We start from the raw sequence: 18605 nt of genomic DNA on the forward strand, positions 1-18605 counted from the left end.
TTAACTTCGGTCTAATGACTGCAACCCCCGGACCTCTATCAGGTCGCCAAAGCCTATTGCCCGGGCGTAGGCTTCGGCGCCAGCCAAAGTTGTTGCCATCGGGATTTTCATCCTTAATGCCAGTCTTCGAAGTTCGGCTGAAGCTGCGATGGTTGCTCGTCCATCGGTCGTGTTGACGATTAGTTGGATCTCACGGTTTTTAATAATGTCCAGAACATGAGGGCGTCCCTCCTCGATTTTACTCACCCGTTCCACGGCAACACCGTGCTCAGACAAATAAGTCGCCGTCCCACTCGTTGCGACTAAGCCGAAGCCAAAGTGTAAAAACTGATTAGCCAACCTTACAATGTTGGCCTTGTCTTCATCCCGAACAGAAACGAATACCTTGCCCGCCCGCGGCAAAACCTCACCGGCCGCCAATTCAGCCTTGGCAAAGGCCTCATCAAAGCTGTCACCCAGGCCCATGACCTCACCGGTCGACTTCATTTCCGGCCCCAGGATCGGGTCCACCGCCGGGAATTTGTTGAACGGGAATACCGATTCTTTCACCGCGTAGTAACGCGGAATAATTTCCTGGGTGAAGCCCAGTTCGGCCAGGGTCTTGCCAGCCATCACACGGGCGGCGACCTTGGCCAGGGACACACCGATGGCCTTGGAGACGAACGGCACGGTCCGGGAGGCTCGCGGGTTTACCTCGATCACGTAGATCTCACCGTCCTGCCAGGCCAGCTGCACGTTCATCAGGCCGATCACGTCCAGCTCGATGGCCATCTTCTTGACCGCATCGCGCATCTCGTCCTGAACCTGCTGGGACAGGGTGTACGGCGGCAGTGAACAGGCGGAATCGCCGGAGTGCACGCCAGCCTGCTCGATGTGCTGCATGATGCCACCAATCACCACATCTTTACCGTCGGAGATGGCGTCGATGTCTACCTCGATGGCGGCGTTCAGGAAGTGGTCCAGCAGTACGGGGCTGTCGTTGGAGACCAGCACCGCGTTGCGCATGTAGCGCACCAGCTCTTCCTCGTCATAGACGATTTCCATGGCCCGGCCGCCCAGCACGTAGGACGGGCGAACCACCAGTGGGTAACCGATTTCCCGGGCCGCCAAGATGCCTTCCTCGTGGCTGCGCACGGTGGCGTTCTCCGGCTGCTTCAGCCCCAGGCGCTGGATCATCTGCTGGAACCGTTCCCGGTCCTCGGCGCGGTCGATGGCGTCCGGGCTGGTGCCGATGATGGGTACGCCGGCCGCTTCCAGGCCACGGGCCAGTTTCAGCGGGGTCTGGCCGCCGTACTGGACGATCACGCCCTTGGGCTTCTCGACGTGGATGATTTCCAGCACGTCTTCCAGGGTGATCGGCTCGAAGTACAACCGGTCGGAGGTGTCGTAGTCAGTGGACACGGTCTCCGGGTTGCAGTTGATCATGATGGTTTCGTAGCCGTCCTCACGCATGGCCAGGGCCGCGTGCACACAGCAGTAGTCAAATTCGATGCCCTGCCCGATCCGGTTGGGGCCACCACCGATGACCACGATCTTCTCTCGATCGCTGGCGTCGGCCTCGCACTCTTCCTCATAGGTGGAGTACATGTAGGCGGTGTCGGAGGCGAACTCGGCGGCGCAGGTATCCACGCGCTTGTACACCGGGCGGATGCCCAGGTCATGGCGCAGCTTGCGCAGGCTTACCTCGGAGATGCCCAGCAGTTTGGCCAGGCGGGCGTCGGAGAAGCCCTTGCGCTTGAGGCGGAACAGGGTGGCCTGATCGATGTCGGCCTTGCCGGCGCTCTTCAGGGCCTGCTCTTCTTTGATCAAGTCTTCAATCTGCACCAGATACCAGGGGTCCACCTTGGTGTGGGCGAACACGTCCTCGACACTCATGCCTGCGCGGAAGGCGTCACCGATGTACCAGACACGATCGGCTCCCGGCACGTTCAGTTCCCGGGTCAGGGTTTCCCGGGCGTTTTCAGACGTCAGCTCTTCCAGCTTTTCATCAAAGCCTTCGGAGCCTACTTCCAGGCCGCGCAGGGCTTTCTGCAGGGACTCCTGGAAGGTGCGGCCGATGGCCATGACCTCACCCACGGATTTCATCTGGGTGGTCAGGCGGGCGTCGGCCTGGGGGAACTTCTCGAAGGTGAACCGCGGGATCTTGGTGACCACGTAGTCGATGGACGGTTCGAACGAGGCCGGGGTGACGCCGCCGGTGATTTCGTTGCGCAGTTCGTCCAGGGTGTAGCCCACGGCCAGTTTGGCGGCGACCTTGGCGATCGGGAAGCCGGTGGCCTTGGAGGCCAGCGCCGAGGAACGGGACACCCGCGGGTTCATCTCGATCACGACCATACGACCGGTGTCCGGGTTGATGCCGAACTGGACGTTGGAACCGCCGGTTTCCACACCGATCTCACGCAGGACCGCCAGGGAGGCGTTCCGCATGATCTGGTATTCCTTGTCGGTGAGAGTCTGGGCCGGGGCCACGGTAATGGAATCCCCGGTGTGCACGCCCATGGCGTCGAAGTTCTCGATGGCGCAGACGATGATGCAGTTGTCGTTCTTGTCGCGAACAACTTCCATCTCGTACTCTTTCCAGCCGATCAGGGATTCGTCGATCAGCAGTTCGTTGGTGGGCGACAGGTCCAGGCCACGGGTACAGATTTCTTCGAATTCGTCGCGATTGTAGGCGATACCGCCACCAGAGCCACCCATGGTGAAGGAGGGGCGGATGATGCACGGGAAGCCGATGTCGTCGGCCACTTTCCAGGCTTCTTCCATGGAGTGGGCGATGGTGGCGCGGGGGCATTCCAGGCCGATCTTCTTCATGGCCTTGTCGAAGCGGTCCCGGTCTTCGGCTTTGTCGATGGTGTCCGCGTTGGCGCCGATCATTTCCACGCCGTGTTTTTCCAGGATGCCGTGGCGCTCCAGATCCAGGGCGCAGTTCAGTGCGGTCTGGCCGCCCATGGTCGGCAGCAGCGCATCCGGCTGCTCTTTCTCGATGATCTTCTCGACAGTCTTCCAGGTGATCGGCTCGATGTAAGTGGCATCGGCCATGACCGGGTCGGTCATGATGGTGGCCGGGTTGGAGTTCACCAGGATGACCCGGTAGCCCTCTTCGCGCAGCGCCTTGCAGGCCTGGGCTCCGGAGTAATCAAACTCGCACGCCTGCCCGATCACGATGGGGCCGGCGCCCAGGATCAGGATGCTTTGGATGTCGGTACGTTTTGGCACGCTTCTCTACTTAGATAACGAATGACACCACAAACTCGTGGACCGGTGTATTCTCCTGTGTTTTTGGGTCCTTGCATAGCTTGAAGATAGCTTCTGTAAACTGAGTTGTGTAGCCCGTTCAAGGGCTCAGTTGCGGTTACAGCCGTTTAGGCGCCTGTGATCTAAAGGCCTATTGGAAATACCAAAACGTTCCTGCATGAAAGTGGCACTACCTCGACCTCGAAACGATACTTTCCCTGTCTGGATGCTATTTCTGACAAGGGAGAGTCACCATGCCGCGCTTTATCCCGTATATTTTGCTTTGCTCGGCTCTGTTTCTATCAGGTTGTCAAACCTGGCGAATACTGGACATCGAAAAACTCCCACCGCCGGCCGCGCTTCCGGATTCGAGTAATCCCGGCGAAGTTCAGGTGTTTTATTGGGATAACATCTCGGGCAACTCAGTCGAAGCTCTGATTTCCAATGATGCATTTCCTGAGAACCCTGACTCGATCGAGCTGTTGAATGAGCTTCGCCGCGCACCAGAGCGAGGAAGCAATTATGGTTCACTTGTCAGGGGCTACATTCTTCCTCCGGCGACAGGCGCCTACACGTTTTTTGTCAGCGGAGATAATGAAACCGAATTCTGGCTGGGCTCTTCCGCTGATACCAGTTCAAAGCAACTTGTGGCCGAGGTACCCGGATACACCGCTGCGTTGGCCTACACCAAATACGCTTCCCAAGCGTCCGCCGAAATCGAGCTGGCTGCCGGCAAACGATATTATTTTGAAATCCTTCATAAAGAAGGCTATGGCGGCGACCACTTTGGCGTGGCTTGGCAAGGACCGGGGTTGAGCCGCGAAATCATCTCTGGAGAACACATCGCCAGTTTTGCCGGTGAGCCCGGTTCAGGGTTGTCGGAGCAAGGGGCGGAAGAAAGCTACAGACTAGGATATTCAGTAGGCTTTCTCGATGGCACAGAAGGCCTTGCTTTCAATCCCAGATTTCCGCCTCTGGATGAGGATCGGGACGGGATCTATGACAATTGGGAAATCGCTCACGGCCTGGATTCCACAGACCCCACTGACGCCAACTCCGATCCCGATAACGATTTACTGGTTGCTGCCGACGAATTTTTACTGGGCAGTTCAGAGAACAATCCCGACACAGATGGTGACGGAATCCCGGACGGTGACGAATTTGCTCTTGGAATTGATCCTCTCGATCCTTCCGATGCTCAGGGAGACCTTGACGGCGATGGTTTCACCAATCTTGAAGAATACCTTGCAGGTACAAACCCAACTGACAGCGAATCGATACCAGAGGCCGAACCCATCTCTGACCTCACCTATGCCAGGGGGTTTGCCGGACAATACTTCGACGGCATTAATTTCGACCGATTCCTGTCCGCCCGCAACGACGAGAACATTCAGTTCCAGTCAAGTTCCGGGTCTTTCGCGGAAGGTCAACCGAGCGATTACTTCAGTGCACGGTGGTTTGGTGAATTTACAGCACCCCATTCTAGCGGAAGCAGAAGTTACACTTACAGAGTCCGGACTGACGACGGCACTCGACTCTATGTTGCAGGAGAACCAAGCATCTCTGCGTGGCGGGATCAGGGTGCAACAGTCTACACGACAACGGTGTCACTCGAACCCGGCCAGAACGTCGATGTCTTGATGGAGTATTACGAGCGGGGAGGTGCAGCCGTGGCCCAGCTGTCTATCCTGGACGATTCAACAGGAACCGAATTAGTGGTTGGTGATGTTATACGCTCACCTGACCTCAGCGTGCCATCGGAAACAGATACCGATGCAGATGGGATCCCTGACACCTGGGAGCTCCGCAATGGACTGTCGCCATGGAGAGACGATGCTTCGGAGATCAATAACAACTCCGGCGTCACCAATATAGATGCCTTTAATTCATCACTGAGCCCGTGGACCCTCGAACCGCTAGCCTCTCCAGAAAGCCCCACGGTTGATGACGGTTCAACCAGCACACCGGTCACCTCCCAGCCTGAAACTGGCACCGCAACCTTGAGCTGGACGGCGCCATTGACTCGCGTTGATGGTAGTTCGATCTCATTAAGCGAGATTCAGAGTTATGAAATTCTCTATGGCAGCTCTCCCGAGAGCCTATCCAATACGATCACGGTCGATGGCAGTCAGACCAGCGCCGAGATAACCGGCTTGAGCCCCGGCACATGGTATTTTGCCATCAGGGTCATCGACACAGACGGACTTACAAGCGAGAACTCACAAATACTGACGCATAGTATTCAATGACTTAGATCGAAAACAGCTGAACGAACTCATGAACCGGGGTGCTTTCCAGAGTGTTCTTCTCATTGCAAAGCTCGGAAATCACCCTGCACTGCTGCACAGGGAAACGGGTTGCAAGGTTTGCCCTGAACTTTTGTTCGAGCAACGGCATCCCCTCCTTGCGGCGTTTCCGGTGACCTATGGGGTATTCGACGGCCACCTGTTCCGTGCTTGATCCATCTTTGAAGAATACCTGCAACGCATTGGCGATCGAGCGTTTATCAGGCTCAAGGTATTCCAGCGTGTAGCGCTCATCTTCCACGACTTCCATTTTTTCCCGAAGCGTCTCTATTATTGGGTTGCTTTCATGGAAATCATCCTCGTAGTGCTCGGCGGTAAGATTGCCAAAAATCAACGGTACGGCCGTCATGTATTGCAAGCAGTGATCCCGATCTGCGGCGTTTGCGAGTTTTCCGACCTTGGAAATGATGCGAATGGCGGACTCATGGGTGGTGATGACAATCCTTTCTATCTCCTCAAGCCGATCTTTCACCTCTGGGTGAAGCGTTACTGCAGCCTCAGCAGCCGTCTGGGCATGGAATTCAGCGGGAAAGGATATCTTGAAGAGGATGTTCTCCATGACGTAGGAGCCAAAGTCCTGTGGAATCGAGAATTCCCTTTTTCCCTCGGGCTTAAGCTTCTGGTCTTTATTGGTTTTGCTAAACAGCACGTCGTAGAAGCCCCATTGGGGTGCTGTCAGCACTCCAGGAATACCCATTTCGCCACGCATTGCTATATCTGCAAGACGGACAGCGCGTGACGTAGCGTCACCGGCTGCCCAGGATTTTCTGGAACCTGCATTCGGAGCGTGGCGGTAGGTTCTGAGAGACTGGCCGTCTACCCAGGCATGGGATAATGCAGACAGCATTTGTTCGCGATTGGCGCCCATCACCTTGGCAGCCACGGCTGTGGAGGCGACTTTGACCAACACTACGTGGTCCAACCCTACTCGATTGAAGGAGTTCTCAAGTGCCAGAACACCCTGGATCTCATGGGCCATGATCATGGCTTCGAGAACGGTTCGCATGGTTAACGGTTCTTTGCCCTCAGCAACCCGTTTCTGCGAAAGGTGATCTGCAACAGCCAGGATAGCGCCCAGGTTGTCCGATGGATGCCCCCATTCAGCCGCCAGCCATGTGTCGTTGTAGTCAAGCCAGCGAACGATGCAACCGATGTCCCAGGCAGCCTTCACCGGATCAAGCCGGAATGGCGTGCCGGGCACGCGAGCACCATGAGGGACACTGGTGCCCTCCACTATTGGGCCGAGGTGTTTGGTGCATTCAGGAAAACGGAGCGCGAGCAGGCCGCAGCCCAGCGTATCCATCAGGCAGTAGCGAGCTGTCTTCCAGGCTTCTTCACTGGTTATTTCATAGGTGAGAACGTAGTCCGCAATTTGTTGCAGAACTTCGTCGTAATCGGGACGTTCGTTGAGATCAAATGTTGCAGACATAGGGGGCCTCCTTGCCCCCACTATAGATTCGGTCAGAAGCTATCGCCAGGCACCCGCACCCAACCTTCCATCAAAACCCGCGCGCTGCGGCTCATAATGGCTTTGGTTGCGGTCCATTGGCCATCCACTTCCTTCGCTTCCGCGCCAACGCGCAAGGTGCCGGAGGGATGCCCGAAGGTCACATGGGTTCGGTCGCCACCGCCCGCAGCCAGGTTCACCAGGGTTCCGGGAACCGCCGAAGCGGTTGCAATAGCCACTGCAGCCGTGCCCATCATAGCGTGATGGAGCTTGCCCATGGAGAGCGCGCGAACAAGAACGTCTACGTCCCCTGCCCCGATGTTCTTGCCGCTTGAGGATACGTAATCCGAAGGCTTCGCCACGAAGGCGACTTTCGGGGTGTGCTGGCGGTTGGCCGCTTCCTCGATATTCTGGATCAGCCCCATTTTCACCGCACCGTGGGCCCGGATGGTTTCGAACCGTGCCAGGGCTTTGGGATCGGAGTTGATGTCGTCCTGCAGCTCGGTGCCCTTGTACCCGATGTCTTCAGCGTTCACGAAAATGGTCGGGATTCCGGCGTTGATCATGGTAGCTTTCAGGGTGCCTACACCGGGCACTTCCAGGTCGTCCACCAGGTTGCCGGTGGGGAACATGGAGCCTTCGCCATCGGCGGGGTCCATGAATTCCACCTGCACTTCGGCGGCCGGGAAGGTCACGCCGTCCAGCTCGAAATCGCCGGTTTCCTGCACTTCACCGTTGGTGATGGGCACGTGGGCAACGATGGTTTTCTGGATATTGGCCTGCCAAATGCGGACGGTGCAGGTGCCGTTTTCCGGGATCCGCTCTTTGGCAATAAAACCGCTGTTGATGGCAAAAGCGCCGACAGCCGCAGTAAGGTTGCCGCAGTTACCGCTCCAGTCCACAAACGGCTTGTCGATGGAGACCTGGCCGAACAGGTAGTCCACGTCGTGATCCGGCTGCGTGGGATCGGCCAGGATCACCGTTTTGCTGGTGCTGGAGGTAGCGCCGCCCATGCCGTCAATTTGCTTCTGGTAGGGGTCCGGGCTGCCGATGACTCGCAGCAGGAGTTTATCCCGGGCTTCGCCCGGGGTTTGGCACGCCTCCGGCAGATCTTTGAGCCGGAAAAAGACGCCCTTGCTGGTGCCGCCACGCATATACGTGGCGGGGATTTTGATTTGTGGCTGGTGTGTCATGCCGCACCTTCCGATTGCAGGAAATCCTCCGCAAACCGCTGCAAAACACCGCCTGCGCTGTAGATGGACACTTCTTCAGCGGTATCAAGGCGGCAGATAACCGGAATGCGCTCAGTGCTACCGTTCTTCCGATGGATAACCAGCGTAAGCTCCGCGCGGGGCGCCGGGGTGCCTTCCACGTCGTAGGTTTCGGTGCCGTCGATGCCGAGTGTCTTACGGGTAGTGCCCTCCTCGAACTGCAGGGGCATCACGCCCATACCGATCAGGTTGGTACGGTGAATCCGCTCGAAGCCTTCGGCGACAATCGCTTCTACACCCGCCAGGGCAACGCCTTTGGCGGCCCAATCGCGGGAGGAGCCCTGCCCGTAGTCGGCGCCGGCGATGATGATCAGCGGCTGTTTGCGCTCCATGTAGGTCTCGATGGCCTCCCACATGCGGGTAACCTTGCCTTCCGGCTCGATCCGCGCCAGGGAACCCTGCTTCACGTTGCCGTTTTCGTCCCGGACCATTTCATTGAACAGTTTCGGGTTGGCGAAGGTGGCACGCTGGGCGGTCAGGTGATCGCCACGGTGTGTCGCATAGGAGTTAAAGTCTTCCTCAGGCACGCCCATCTTGTGCAGGTATTCACCGGCTGCGCTGTTCATCAGGATCGCGTTGGAGGGCGACAGATGGTCGGTGGTGATGTTGTCCGGCAGCACCGCCAGCGGGCGCATGCCCTTAAGGGTCTTCTCACCTACCATACCGCCTTCCCAATACGGCGGGCGACGGATGTAAGTGCTCTGCGGACGCCACTCATACAGCGGGTTGGTGTTGGCCTGGGCATCCCGGGTGATGTCGAACATCGGGATGTAGGTGCTGCGGAACTGCTCCGGCTTGACGCTGGATTTCACGATGGCATCGATTTCCGCATCGTCCGGCCAGATGTCCTTCAGGGTGACAGGATTGCCATCCTGGTCGTAGCCCAGCGCATCTTTCTCGATATCAAAACGGATCGTGCCCGCGATCGCGTAGGCAACCACCAGCGGGGGTGAGGCCAGGAACGCCTGCTTGGCATAGGGGTGAATCCGGCCGTCGAAGTTCCGGTTACCGGAGAGCACCGCCACGGAATACAGATCTCGGTCGATGATTTCCTGCTGGATTTTCGGGTCCAGGGCACCACTCATGCCGTTGCAGGTGGTACAGGCGAAGGCCACCACACCGAAGCCCAGTTGCTCAAGTTCCGGCAGCAGTTTGGCTTCTTCCAGGTACATCTTGACCGTTTTGGAGCCCGGCGCCAGGGAGGTCTTCACCCATGGCTTGCGGGTCAGCCCCAGCTTGTTGGCGTTACGGGCGATCAGGCCTGCAGCCACCATGTTGCGGGGGTTACTGGTGTTGGTACAGCTGGTGATAGCAGCGATGATACACGCGCCATCCGGCATCTTGCCCTCTTCCTGCTCCCATTCACCGGCGATGCCGCGTTCTGCCAGCTCGGATGTTGGCAGATGCGCATGGGGGTTGGAGGGGCCAGCCAGGGTACGGGTCACTTTGGACAGGTCGAACTTCAGCACGCGCTCGTATTCAGCGTTCTTCATGCTGTCGGCCCAGAGACCGGTTTCCTTGGCGTACTTCTCAACCAGAGCGACCTGCTCGTCTTCACGACCGGTCAGCTTCAGGTAATCGATGGTCTGGCCGTCGATGTAGAACATCGCGGCGGTGGCGCCGTATTCCGGAGTCATATTCGATATGGTGGCACGGTCGCCAACGGTAAGGCTGTCAGCGCCTTCACCGTAGAACTCCAGGTAGGCGCCAACCACACGTTCTTTACGCAGGAACTCCGTGATGGCCAGCACCATATCGGTACCGGTAATGCCAGGCTGCAGCTTGCCCGTCAGTTCAACGCCCACGATATCCGGCAGGCGCATCATGGAAGCACGGCCAAGCATAACGCTCTCGGCTTCCAGGCCGCCTACACCAACGGAAATAACGCCCAGGGCGTCAACCATCGGCGTATGGCTGTCAGTGCCGACACAGGTATCCGGGAAAGCAACACCATCGCGGTTCTGAACCACCGGGGACATTTTCTCCAGGTTGATCTGGTGCATGATGCCATTGCCGGGAGGAATCACGTCTACGTTCTTGAACGCGGTCTTGGTCCAGTTGATGAAGTGGAAACGGTCGTCGTTGCGGCGGTCTTCGATCTGGCGGTTCTTCTCGAACGCGTCTTTTTCGAAACCGGCGTGTTCGACGGCCAGGGAGTGATCCACGATCAACTGGGTCGGCACTACCGGGTTGACCTTCGCAGGATCACCACCCTTCTCTGCGATGGCATCACGCAGGCCGGCCAGGTCCACCAGGGCGGTCTGGCCGAGGATGTCGTGGCACACAACGCGAGCGGGGTACCAGGGGAAGTCCAGGTCGCGCTTGCGCTCGATCAGCTGCTTGAGAGAGTCCGTGAGCATCTCCGGATCGCAACGGCGAACCAGTTGCTCCGCCAGGATCTTGGAGGTGTACGGAAGCTTTTCGTACGCGCCGGCCTGGATGTCTTCCACGGCCTGGCGGGTGTCGAAATAATCCAGGTCGGTGCCTGGTAACGGTTTACGATATTCGGTGTTCATGGGCGCTCCTCAATCGGTACCCACTTGGCATCCGCCGGGCCTGTGTAATCGGCACTTGGGCGGATGATGCGGTTGTTGGCGCGCTGCTCTTTCACGTGGGCGGTCCAGCCGGAAACCCGGGACATCACAAAGATCGGGGTGAACAGTTCGGTCGGAATGCCCATGAAGTGATAGGCGGATGCGTGGAAGAAGTCGGCGTTACAGAACAGCTTCTTCTCGCGCCACATGACTTCTTCACAACGCTCGGAGACCGGATACAGCACGGTATCGCCCACTTCTTCCGCCAGTTTCTTGGACCACTGCTTGATAATGGCGTTGCGCGGGTCGGACTCTTTGTAGATCGCGTGGCCGAAGCCCATGATCTTTTCCTTGCGCTCGAGCATACCCATCAGGCCTTCTTCGGCCTCTTCCGGGGTCTTGAACTTCTGGATCAGGGCCATGGCCGCCTCGTTGGCGCCGCCGTGCAGAGGACCACGGAGCGAACCGATGGCGCCGGTCACACAGCTGTGAATATCAGACAGTGTTGAGGCACACACGCGGGCGGTGAAGGTGGAGGCGTTGAATTCGTGCTCGGCGTACAGGATCAGCGACACGTTCATGACGCGCTCGTGCAGTTCGCTGGGCTTCTTGCCGTGCAGCAGCTCCAGGAAGTGACCACCGATGGAGTCCACGTCGCTCTCGGTTTCGATACGAACGCCTTCGTGGGCGAAGCGGTACCAGTAGGTAATGATGGACGGGAACACCGCCAGCATGCGGTCGATCTTGTCGTCCTGCTCGCTGAAATCTTCTTCGGTTTCCAGGTTACCGAGCATGGAGCAGCCGGTACGCATCACATCCATCGGGTGCGCGTCTTTGGGGATCTGCTCAAGCACGGTTTTCAGGGCAGCCGGCAGGCCACGCAGGCTCTGGAGTTTTTTGGTATAGGCATCCAGCTCCTGCCGATTTGGCAGTTTGCCGCGCAGCAGCAGGTAGGCGATTTCTTCAAACTGGGCTTTTTCAGCCAGATCGGCAATGTCGTAGCCGCGGTATGTCAGGCCGGCACCGCTCTTGCCAACGGTACACAGGGCGGTTTCGCCAGCAACCTGGCCTCGGAGGCCTGCGCCGCTCAGTTGTTTTGCTTCAGCCATTGTTGTCTCCCATCGTTATCTTGTTTGGGGTGTCTGTCGGATTAACCTTTACTCTGCTGAAACAGCTGGTCCAGCTTCTGCTCGAAATCGTGGTAATTCAGGAAATCGTACAGCTCCATCCGGGTCTGCATCAGGTCTACCACGTCTTTCTGGTCGCCCTTCTCCAGGATGTTCTGGTAAACAGTCAGGGCCGCCTTGTTCATGGCGCGGAAGGCGCTCAGCGGGTATAGAACCATGTCGGCGCCGGCTTCGGCCAGTTCCTGCCGGTTGTATAAAGGCGTGGCACCGAATTCGGTGATGTTGGCCAGGATGGGCACGTCCAGGGCTTCAGAGAAGGCTTTATAGTGCTCAAGCTCGGTGACCGCTTCGGCAAAGATGCCGTCAGCGCCAGCTTCGATGCAGGCCTTGGCGCGCTCAATGGCAGCTTCGAGGCCCTCTTTCTGGAAGGCGTCGGTACGGGCCATGATGAAGAAGTCTTTGTCTTCACGGGCATCCACAGCGGCCTTGATGCGGTCGACCATTTCTTCCTGGGATACGATTTCCTTGTTCGGACGATGGCCACAGCGCTTCTGGGCAACCTGGTCCTCAATATGGACAGCTGCTGCCCCGGCACGTTCCATCTCTCGAATGGTACGGGCGATGTTGAAGGCGCCACCCCAGCCGGTATCAATGTCGACCAGCAGCGGTACGTCGGTAGCTGCGGTAATACGGCGAACATCCTCGACCACATCGTTCATGGTGGTCATGCCCAGATCCGGCAGGCCGTAGGAGGCGTTGGCGACACCACCGCCAGACAGGTAAATGGCCTGGTGGCCCACTTTGTCGGCCATCATGGCGGCATAGGCGTTGATGGTGCCGACAATCTGCAGGGGCTGGTTGTCTTTGAGCGCCTTGCGGAAGCGGGCGCCGGGGCTGAGTTTGTTTGTCATGGTGTTGGCCTCTTCTCTTTTGGATTCTTGTTGTCGGATTATGCCTTTGGCTAATCCGACCTACGTTAGATGGTGATTTCGCCTTCCTGGATTTTCTTTTCGATGTTCTGTCTTGCTGCGTTGATATGACGTTTCATCAGAAATTCGGCGAGTTCACCGTCGCGCTGGGCGATGGCCTCGACGATACGGCGGTGTTCACCGAGAGCCCGCTTGGGGCGCCCGGTGGAGGTGCTTAGCCGGTAACGGTACATGCGCACCATGTAGTAAAGATCACCCAACAACATCTGGGCCAGTTTGGTGTTGCGGCTACCGGTGGCGATTCGGTGGTGGAAGTCATAGTCGCCTTCGGCCTGGTAATAGGCCTGGCCCTGGGCTTCGTCGATCATGCGTTCGTGGGTGTCGAGTGTCGCCTGGAGGTCGGCGATTTCCTGATCGGTCATGCGCTCGGCTGCCTGGCGGGCGGCCAGTCCTTCCATGACTTCACGTATGCGGTAGAGCTCCATCAGCTCGGAGGCGCTGACGGAAACCACCTTGACGCCGGCATGGGGGCGGCGCACCAGAAGGCCGCGGGACTCAAGGCGGCCCAGGGCTTCCCGGAGCGGGCCGCGGGTGAGATCGAACCGGGAACAAAGCTCCAGTTCACCGATCTTTTCGCCCGGGGCCAGCTCGCCTTTCACGATTGCCGTTTGCAGACAATCGAAGGCCTCATCGGCGCGGGTATAGGTAGGAGACAGTAACTCAGACATAGTTTGTCAACAAAACCTGATTGATTTTGAGAAAAGCTACGCCTGAGTGGCCATATTGTCAACAATATTGGCTAAATTGAGCCTCTGATTGTTTACAATAGATCCAATCAATCAATAGAGCTTTCGCTCAGCAACAGGTGGCGGGGTGTACTGATAAAGCCAGGTTTCGGTAAGCGCCTCGTTGCCCAGCCTGAGGTACAGTCGAATATTGATGGGTTCAACCGAGTCATCCGGCACCAGGTCAAACATGGCCCGGTAACCGTCGATTGCAGACAATGGTCTGGCGGACGTGATTTCAACCTCTCCGCGGCTCACACTGATAACCGGCTCCACATCCGCGTCCTTGCTGAGCATCTCCAGGGCACCGCCAGCAAAATCAACCGCAAAACGCCTTGAAAAGTAGGTGCGCTTTTGGCCCACGACACCGCCCAGCCCGGTCCGCGTTGCCTGCACCGTGGCCAACTCATAGGGCCGCACCGGCGCCTGCGCCCCCCAGTGCAAGCGGTAACTGTAGAGGTACTCCCTGCCTGGCAACAGAGGCTCTTCGGGGTGCCAGAAAGCAACGATGTTATCGAAGGTTTCATCCACGGTGGGAATTTCCACCAGGTCAACACTGCCACGTCCCCAATCTCCTCGGGGCTCCACCCAGAGGCTGGGACGCCGATCATAGAACACACCGTCATCCTGGTAGTGGTCAAAATTCCTGTCCCGTTGCATCAAGCCAAAGCCTGCGGGATTGTTATCCTGGAAACTGTTGAACCGGAGGCTGACGGGGTTCACCAGTGGTCGCCACAACCATTCACCGTTGCCGTTGCGCATGGCCAGGCCGTCGGAATCGTGTATCTCCGGGCGCCAGTCGTAGCCCATGCGATCGTCATTTTCCCCCACCTGGTACATGCTGGTCAGCGGGGCGATGCCGGCCCGGGTGATTTCGGTTCTCGGGTAGAGCGCCAAATCGACATCCATAACCATGTTACGCCCGGGGTCGAGAACAAACGCGTAGGCGCCGGTGGTGCTGGGGGAATCCAACAAGGCCCAGACACGCAGCAATTGACTGCCCGGAGCCGGCCTCTCCAGCCAGAACTCCGAGAAACGAGGGAATTCCTCCTTCCTATTCATGCCGGTATCAATCGCCAATCCCCGAGCAGAAAGACCATACTGCATCTCCGAGCCTACTGCCCGGAAATAGCTGGCGCCCAGGAAGGCAGCCAGATCCAGGGCAAAGTTGTTGTGGTAGTGAACCCGAAAGCCCGCGTAGCCGAGATCCTCGGGCAGATCGCCCAGAGGCTGTTCTCCCCTGTATCGAAAAAGGTCCTGTCGATACGCCAGTTCACTGGCCTCGCCATCAATGACCTCGTGGATTTTTACGGGCTGCTGGAAATACAGCCCAAGATGAAACAGCTGGATCTGGAAAGCAGTATTATCGCCACGCCAAAGGGCCTGGTCAGCTCGGAAAGCGATGGCCTGGTAATCGTCCCAGGAAATGTTTTTAAGGGTTCGAGGCAACTGGCCTTCGATGGAAACATGAGCCTCGCCTGCCAGCGCCCGAGCTCGGCCCTTTAGCCAGGCATAGCTGAACCCCTGCATAGAGCCGCCTGCCGCACGGGAGATTCCGGAACCGAAAGCTGATAGGGGCAGAGCACCCACACCGAACGCAGAGAGCAGCACCTTTAGCAGTGTTCTTCGCTCTATCATCGCTTCTCTTACCTACGCCTGACCACTTTCGCACCACTCTGGTGCATTATCTGAACCACGCTACAGCTAAACATTAGACGAGATCTCCAGTTTCAAGACTACGAAGCCTTGATATAAGTTACGGCAAAAGCACGCCTTGGCTCATAGTAGGCAACAAATCCATGTAGCCCCCTGCATTTGTGGTATTAACTTGGGTAAACTCGGCACACTTTGTGAAAGTACAACCGTTCATAGGCTTGCGCAGAGGCGTTGAGCAGACTCGAGGGCGTGAAAACGACCATTAAAGGACGAATGATATGATCAGAAAATGCCTGTTTCCCGTTGCCGGCTACGGCACCCGCTTTCTCCCGGCCACCAAGGCGATGCCGAAGGAAATCCTGCCGGTGGTGAACAAACCCCTGGTTCAGTACGGCGTTGAAGAAGCCGCGGAAGCCGGTATCCATGAATTTGGTTTTGTTACCGGCCGGGGCAAGCGGGCTATCGAGGACCATTTCGACATCAGCTACGAGCTTGAGCACCAGATTGCGGGCTCCGGCAAGGAAGACCTGCTGACCTCCATCCGTGATCTGATCGACCACAACAGCTTCGCTTTTACCCGGCAAAATGAAATGAAAGGTCTCGGCCACGCTATTCTCACCGGTCGTAACCTCGTAGGCGATAGTCCCTTTGCGGTCGTACTGGCCGATGACTTCTGCATTGGCCCGGAAGGTGAAGACGGCGTACTGGCGCAAATGGTGAAACTGTATAACCAGTTCCGTTGCTCCATTGTTGCCATCGAAGAGGTTCCGGCCGACGAAACCCACAAGTATGGCGTGATTGCCGGTGAGTCCATGAAAGATGGCCTTTACCGGATTACCGATATGGTGGAAAAGCCGGCCCCGGAAGATGCGCCCAGCAACCTCGCCATCATCGGTCGCTACATTCTCACGCCGGATATTTTCGACATTATCGAGAAGACCCCTGCGGGCAAGAACGGCGAAGTCCAGATTACCGATGCGCTGCTCGAACAAGCGAAGAACGGCTGCGTACTGGCTTATCAGTTCAAGGGGCGCCGGTTTGATTGCGGCAGTATTGATGGCTTTGTGGAAGCCACCAACTACGTTTACGAGAACATCTACAAGAAAGGCAAGTAAGGAATCCGGGGCGGTATCAGTTGCCCAGGATCTGAAGAATCATTCGCCGGTTTTCCGAGCTTGTCCTGCGGAACCGGCGAAGCAGCTCCACCTCTTCTCCGGTCAGTTGTACCTTCTCAAGTACTTCTTCCAGCTCGGCCACCGATGCCAACAGCTCATCACTCTTATCCAGGGCAATACCGGGAAGTTCAAGTTGCCCGTGGTCCTCGGGCTTCTCTGGCTCCCAATCCTGCATGGGTTGCGCATGTTGCATGGCCACTTACCTCGTCATCCAAACCGGGAAACCTGTCCCGATAATGCCCTGCGAAGTGAATCAATCCGGAAATGTAACGTACATATAGCTTTGCACACAATCTGCCTATACTAAAGGAGTCTTCGCAGCTCCTGGGCAACAACCAACAGGCTATTTATGGCGGCAAGAACACTGGATATCGACTCGGCATGGGAGTTGGTGCTTAGCGCAGTAAACCGCAGCAATGTGACACTGCCGTTGCCGGGAACCGACAAAGAAGCAGTAAAACTCAATGGACACGGCGCTTGGCACCTGATGCAACCGGCCACGGGTGAAGCGAAGGATCTGCTCTCGGTGTTTCTTCCCCTGTGTCGGCCGGTGCCAGCGGATGGTCGCCCCAAAGTTATCGGCCAGCTCGGCCAAAGCCTCGATGGGCGAATTGCGACGGTGACGGGACGCTCGCGCTTCATCAACGGCGACGATGGGATTACGCACCTGCACCGGATCCGTGCGGTATCCGATGCCGTGATCGTTGGTGCCGGCACCGCCGCCACCGACAACCCCCGTTTGACCGTACGGCGCACCAACGGTCGCAACCCGGTACGCGTGGTTATTGATCGTCATCACCGCGTGCCGGACAGCCATCACCTGTTTACCGATGGTGCGGCCCCTACCCTACGATTGGTGGCCGGGAGCTATGACAAAGACAGGAATCCGTCTATTGAATCCGCTGTTAGCGAAATCCCCTGTCTTGGAGATGCGGACGCCAAAGCCCCCGTCGATCCGAAGCTGATTCTTCAGGTACTGTCGGATTTCGGGCTAAAAAAGGTGTTCGTGGAAGGTGGCGGCGTCACCGTCTCATCATTCCTCAACGCCGGCTTGCTGGATCGGCTTCACGTAATGGTCGCCCCCATGATCATCGGCAGCGGCAGACCCGCCTTTTCGCTCCCGGAAATCGATTTCCTGGACGATGCGCTGCGGCCAAGAGCGCAGCTGGTCAACCTTGGCAGCGATATGCTCTTCGACCTGGATTTCTCCCGAGAGGCATAGGCCGGTTTAGCGACTGGTGAACAAATACACCACCCCAGGCAAGCTCGAAACCAGCACCAGCGCCCCGTACCCCACACTCAGCGCCACCCCCTGCTCCGCTGGCAATCCGGCCATGGGCCAGATCAGCGCTGCGGCGCCCTCCCTGATTCCCCAGCCGGCAACCGTCAGAGGTATGACCATGCTCAGAAGCAGAATACTGCCCAGGCCGACAATCAACCCTGCCTCCGCCCAGGTATCAACGTAACCCGCACCCCAGGCCAGGCAGAGAAACACCCCCAGATAGCTCGACAACACCACCAGCGAAGAACCGATCTGAACCGGCAATACTGAGCAATCCAACAACGACAGATACAGATCACGCCGAAGGCGCTGCAGGTAATCGGCAAGGCCCGCTTTCCGTGCTAGCCATGGGGCTATGGCAACAAAGAGAATGCCAACTCCAAGCCACGCCCAGCCATTCCAAAAGCCGGCAGTAAGCTGCCCCGAACCATACAGCCACGCGATGGAAACTGCGACAACCAACGCCAGCACCAACTGGCCCGAGAGCCGCTCGATGGCGACCCCGTGGACAGCCGCGAGACGTTTACCGGCACCCTCACCGTGGCGCCATGCCCGGTTAACATCACCAAGCACGCCACCGGGCAGAACCTGGTTCAGGAATGTCGCCAGATAGTACTCTCGCACGGCAACGCCATAGTCCAGGGACAATCCAAGCCTCTTTGAGGTGAAGCGCCAACGCCAGGCAGAGAGCAGCACCTGCACTACGGTGAGTACCAGTGCGGGTATCAGAACAAAAGGAGAAAAGCGGACAAGCTCCTGCCAGAGCGCGCTGGTATCGACAGAGCGAATCACGAATCCAATGACCAAAACCGTGAACAACCACCGGGCCACCAAGCGAACCCGCTTTTGACGCACCTCC

General features: G+C 57.7%; 13 protein-coding genes. 3 read left to right on the forward strand and 10 right to left on the reverse strand.

The window, feature by feature from the left end; translation table 11 throughout:
• Window positions 1-3216 (reverse strand): carbamoyl-phosphate synthase large subunit, encoded by a 3216-nt coding sequence (gene carB / locus WA411_RS07155; RefSeq protein ID WP_336119307.1) that lies wholly within the window; start codon window positions 3214-3216, stop codon window positions 1-3.
• 272 nt (window positions 3217-3488) lie between these two features.
• On the opposite strand from carB, the gene WA411_RS07160 reads away from it, so the two are divergent.
• A complete protein-coding gene (locus WA411_RS07160) occupies window positions 3489-5483 on the forward strand; it encodes a PA14 domain-containing protein (protein WP_291910485.1) in 1995 nt (664 codons plus the stop codon).
• A 1-nt stretch (window position 5484) separates the two neighbouring features.
• Here WA411_RS07160 and prpD read toward each other — a convergent pair whose 3' ends face one another.
• From prpD to WA411_RS07195, 7 genes are all read right to left on the reverse strand, one after another.
• On the reverse strand, window positions 5485-6969 hold the full coding sequence (gene prpD / locus WA411_RS07165) for a 2-methylcitrate dehydratase (protein WP_291910483.1): 1485 nt from the start codon (window positions 6967-6969) through the stop codon (window positions 5485-5487).
• A 32-nt stretch (window positions 6970-7001) separates the two neighbouring features.
• On the reverse strand, window positions 7002-8180 hold the full coding sequence (gene prpF, locus WA411_RS07170) for a 2-methylaconitate cis-trans isomerase PrpF (RefSeq protein WP_291910481.1): 1179 nt from the start codon (window positions 8178-8180) through the stop codon (window positions 7002-7004).
• On the reverse strand, window positions 8177-10774 hold the full coding sequence (acnD, locus tag WA411_RS07175) for a Fe/S-dependent 2-methylisocitrate dehydratase AcnD (RefSeq protein WP_291910479.1): 2598 nt from the start codon (window positions 10772-10774) through the stop codon (window positions 8177-8179). Before acnD ends, prpF begins: the two co-directional genes overlap by 4 nt.
• Window positions 10771-11901: a bifunctional 2-methylcitrate synthase/citrate synthase gene (gene prpC / locus WA411_RS07180; protein ID WP_153637437.1), complete on the reverse strand. Its 1131-nt coding sequence runs from the start codon at window positions 11899-11901 to the stop codon at window positions 10771-10773. Before prpC ends, acnD begins: the two co-directional genes overlap by 4 nt.
• A gap of 41 nt (window positions 11902-11942) precedes the next feature.
• Window positions 11943-12830: a methylisocitrate lyase gene (gene prpB / locus WA411_RS07185; RefSeq protein ID WP_222464645.1), complete on the reverse strand. Its 888-nt coding sequence runs from the start codon at window positions 12828-12830 to the stop codon at window positions 11943-11945.
• A 65-nt stretch (window positions 12831-12895) separates the two neighbouring features.
• Window positions 12896-13576, reverse strand: a complete 681-nt coding sequence (locus tag WA411_RS07190) for a GntR family transcriptional regulator (RefSeq protein ID WP_069183448.1) — start codon at window positions 13574-13576, stop codon at window positions 12896-12898.
• A 111-nt stretch (window positions 13577-13687) separates the two neighbouring features.
• Entirely contained in the window at window positions 13688-15268 is a 1581-nt protein-coding gene (locus tag WA411_RS07195) for a glucan biosynthesis protein (RefSeq protein ID WP_291910487.1), read from the reverse strand.
• 299 nt (window positions 15269-15567) lie between these two features.
• Here WA411_RS07195 and galU point away from each other — a divergent pair, with 299 nt between their 5' ends.
• Window positions 15568-16404 carry a UTP--glucose-1-phosphate uridylyltransferase GalU gene (galU, locus tag WA411_RS07200; RefSeq protein ID WP_288367362.1) on the forward strand — a complete coding sequence of 279 codons (837 nt, stop codon included), beginning with the start codon at window positions 15568-15570 and terminating at the stop codon, window positions 16402-16404.
• 16 nt (window positions 16405-16420) lie between these two features.
• On the opposite strand, the gene WA411_RS07205 is transcribed toward galU, so the two are convergent.
• Window positions 16421-16657 (reverse strand): hypothetical protein, encoded by a 237-nt coding sequence (locus tag WA411_RS07205; RefSeq protein WP_291910473.1) that lies wholly within the window; start codon window positions 16655-16657, stop codon window positions 16421-16423.
• Window positions 16658-16813: 156 nt separating this feature from the next.
• Here WA411_RS07205 and WA411_RS07210 point away from each other — a divergent pair, with 156 nt between their 5' ends.
• Entirely contained in the window at window positions 16814-17686 is an 873-nt protein-coding gene (locus WA411_RS07210) for a RibD family protein (protein ID WP_291910471.1), read from the forward strand.
• 6 nt (window positions 17687-17692) lie between these two features.
• On the opposite strand, the gene WA411_RS07215 is transcribed toward WA411_RS07210, so the two are convergent.
• Window positions 17693-18577: a lysylphosphatidylglycerol synthase transmembrane domain-containing protein gene (locus tag WA411_RS07215; RefSeq protein WP_291910469.1), complete on the reverse strand. Its 885-nt coding sequence runs from the start codon at window positions 18575-18577 to the stop codon at window positions 17693-17695.
• Window positions 18578-18605 lie beyond the last annotated feature (28 nt).

It is taken from the genome of Marinobacter sp. CH_CUG1437-1 (assembly GCF_037029655.1).
Lineage (GTDB): Bacteria > Pseudomonadota > Gammaproteobacteria > Pseudomonadales > Oleiphilaceae > Marinobacter > Marinobacter salsuginis.

Coding starts and splice junctions, on each gene's coding strand:
- prpC (WP_153637437.1), bottom strand. CDS start 11,901: ATGGCTGAAGCAAAACAACTGAGCGGCGCAGGCCTCCGAGGCCAGGTT.
- prpF (WP_291910481.1), bottom strand. CDS start 8,180: ATGACACACCAGCCACAAATCAAAATCCCCGCCACGTATATGCGTGGC.
- acnD (WP_291910479.1), bottom strand. CDS start 10,774: ATGAACACCGAATATCGTAAACCGTTACCAGGCACCGACCTGGATTAT.
- prpB (WP_222464645.1), bottom strand. CDS start 12,830: ATGACAAACAAACTCAGCCCCGGCGCCCGCTTCCGCAAGGCGCTCAAA.
- galU (WP_288367362.1), top strand. CDS start 15,568: ATGATCAGAAAATGCCTGTTTCCCGTTGCCGGCTACGGCACCCGCTTT.
- WA411_RS07210 (WP_291910471.1), top strand. CDS start 16,814: ATGGCGGCAAGAACACTGGATATCGACTCGGCATGGGAGTTGGTGCTT.
- prpD (WP_291910483.1), bottom strand. CDS start 6,969: ATGTCTGCAACATTTGATCTCAACGAACGTCCCGATTACGACGAAGTT.
- WA411_RS07190 (WP_069183448.1), bottom strand. CDS start 13,576: ATGTCTGAGTTACTGTCTCCTACCTATACCCGCGCCGATGAGGCCTTC.
- WA411_RS07160 (WP_291910485.1), top strand. CDS start 3,489: ATGCCGCGCTTTATCCCGTATATTTTGCTTTGCTCGGCTCTGTTTCTA.
- WA411_RS07205 (WP_291910473.1), bottom strand. CDS start 16,657: ATGCAACATGCGCAACCCATGCAGGATTGGGAGCCAGAGAAGCCCGAG.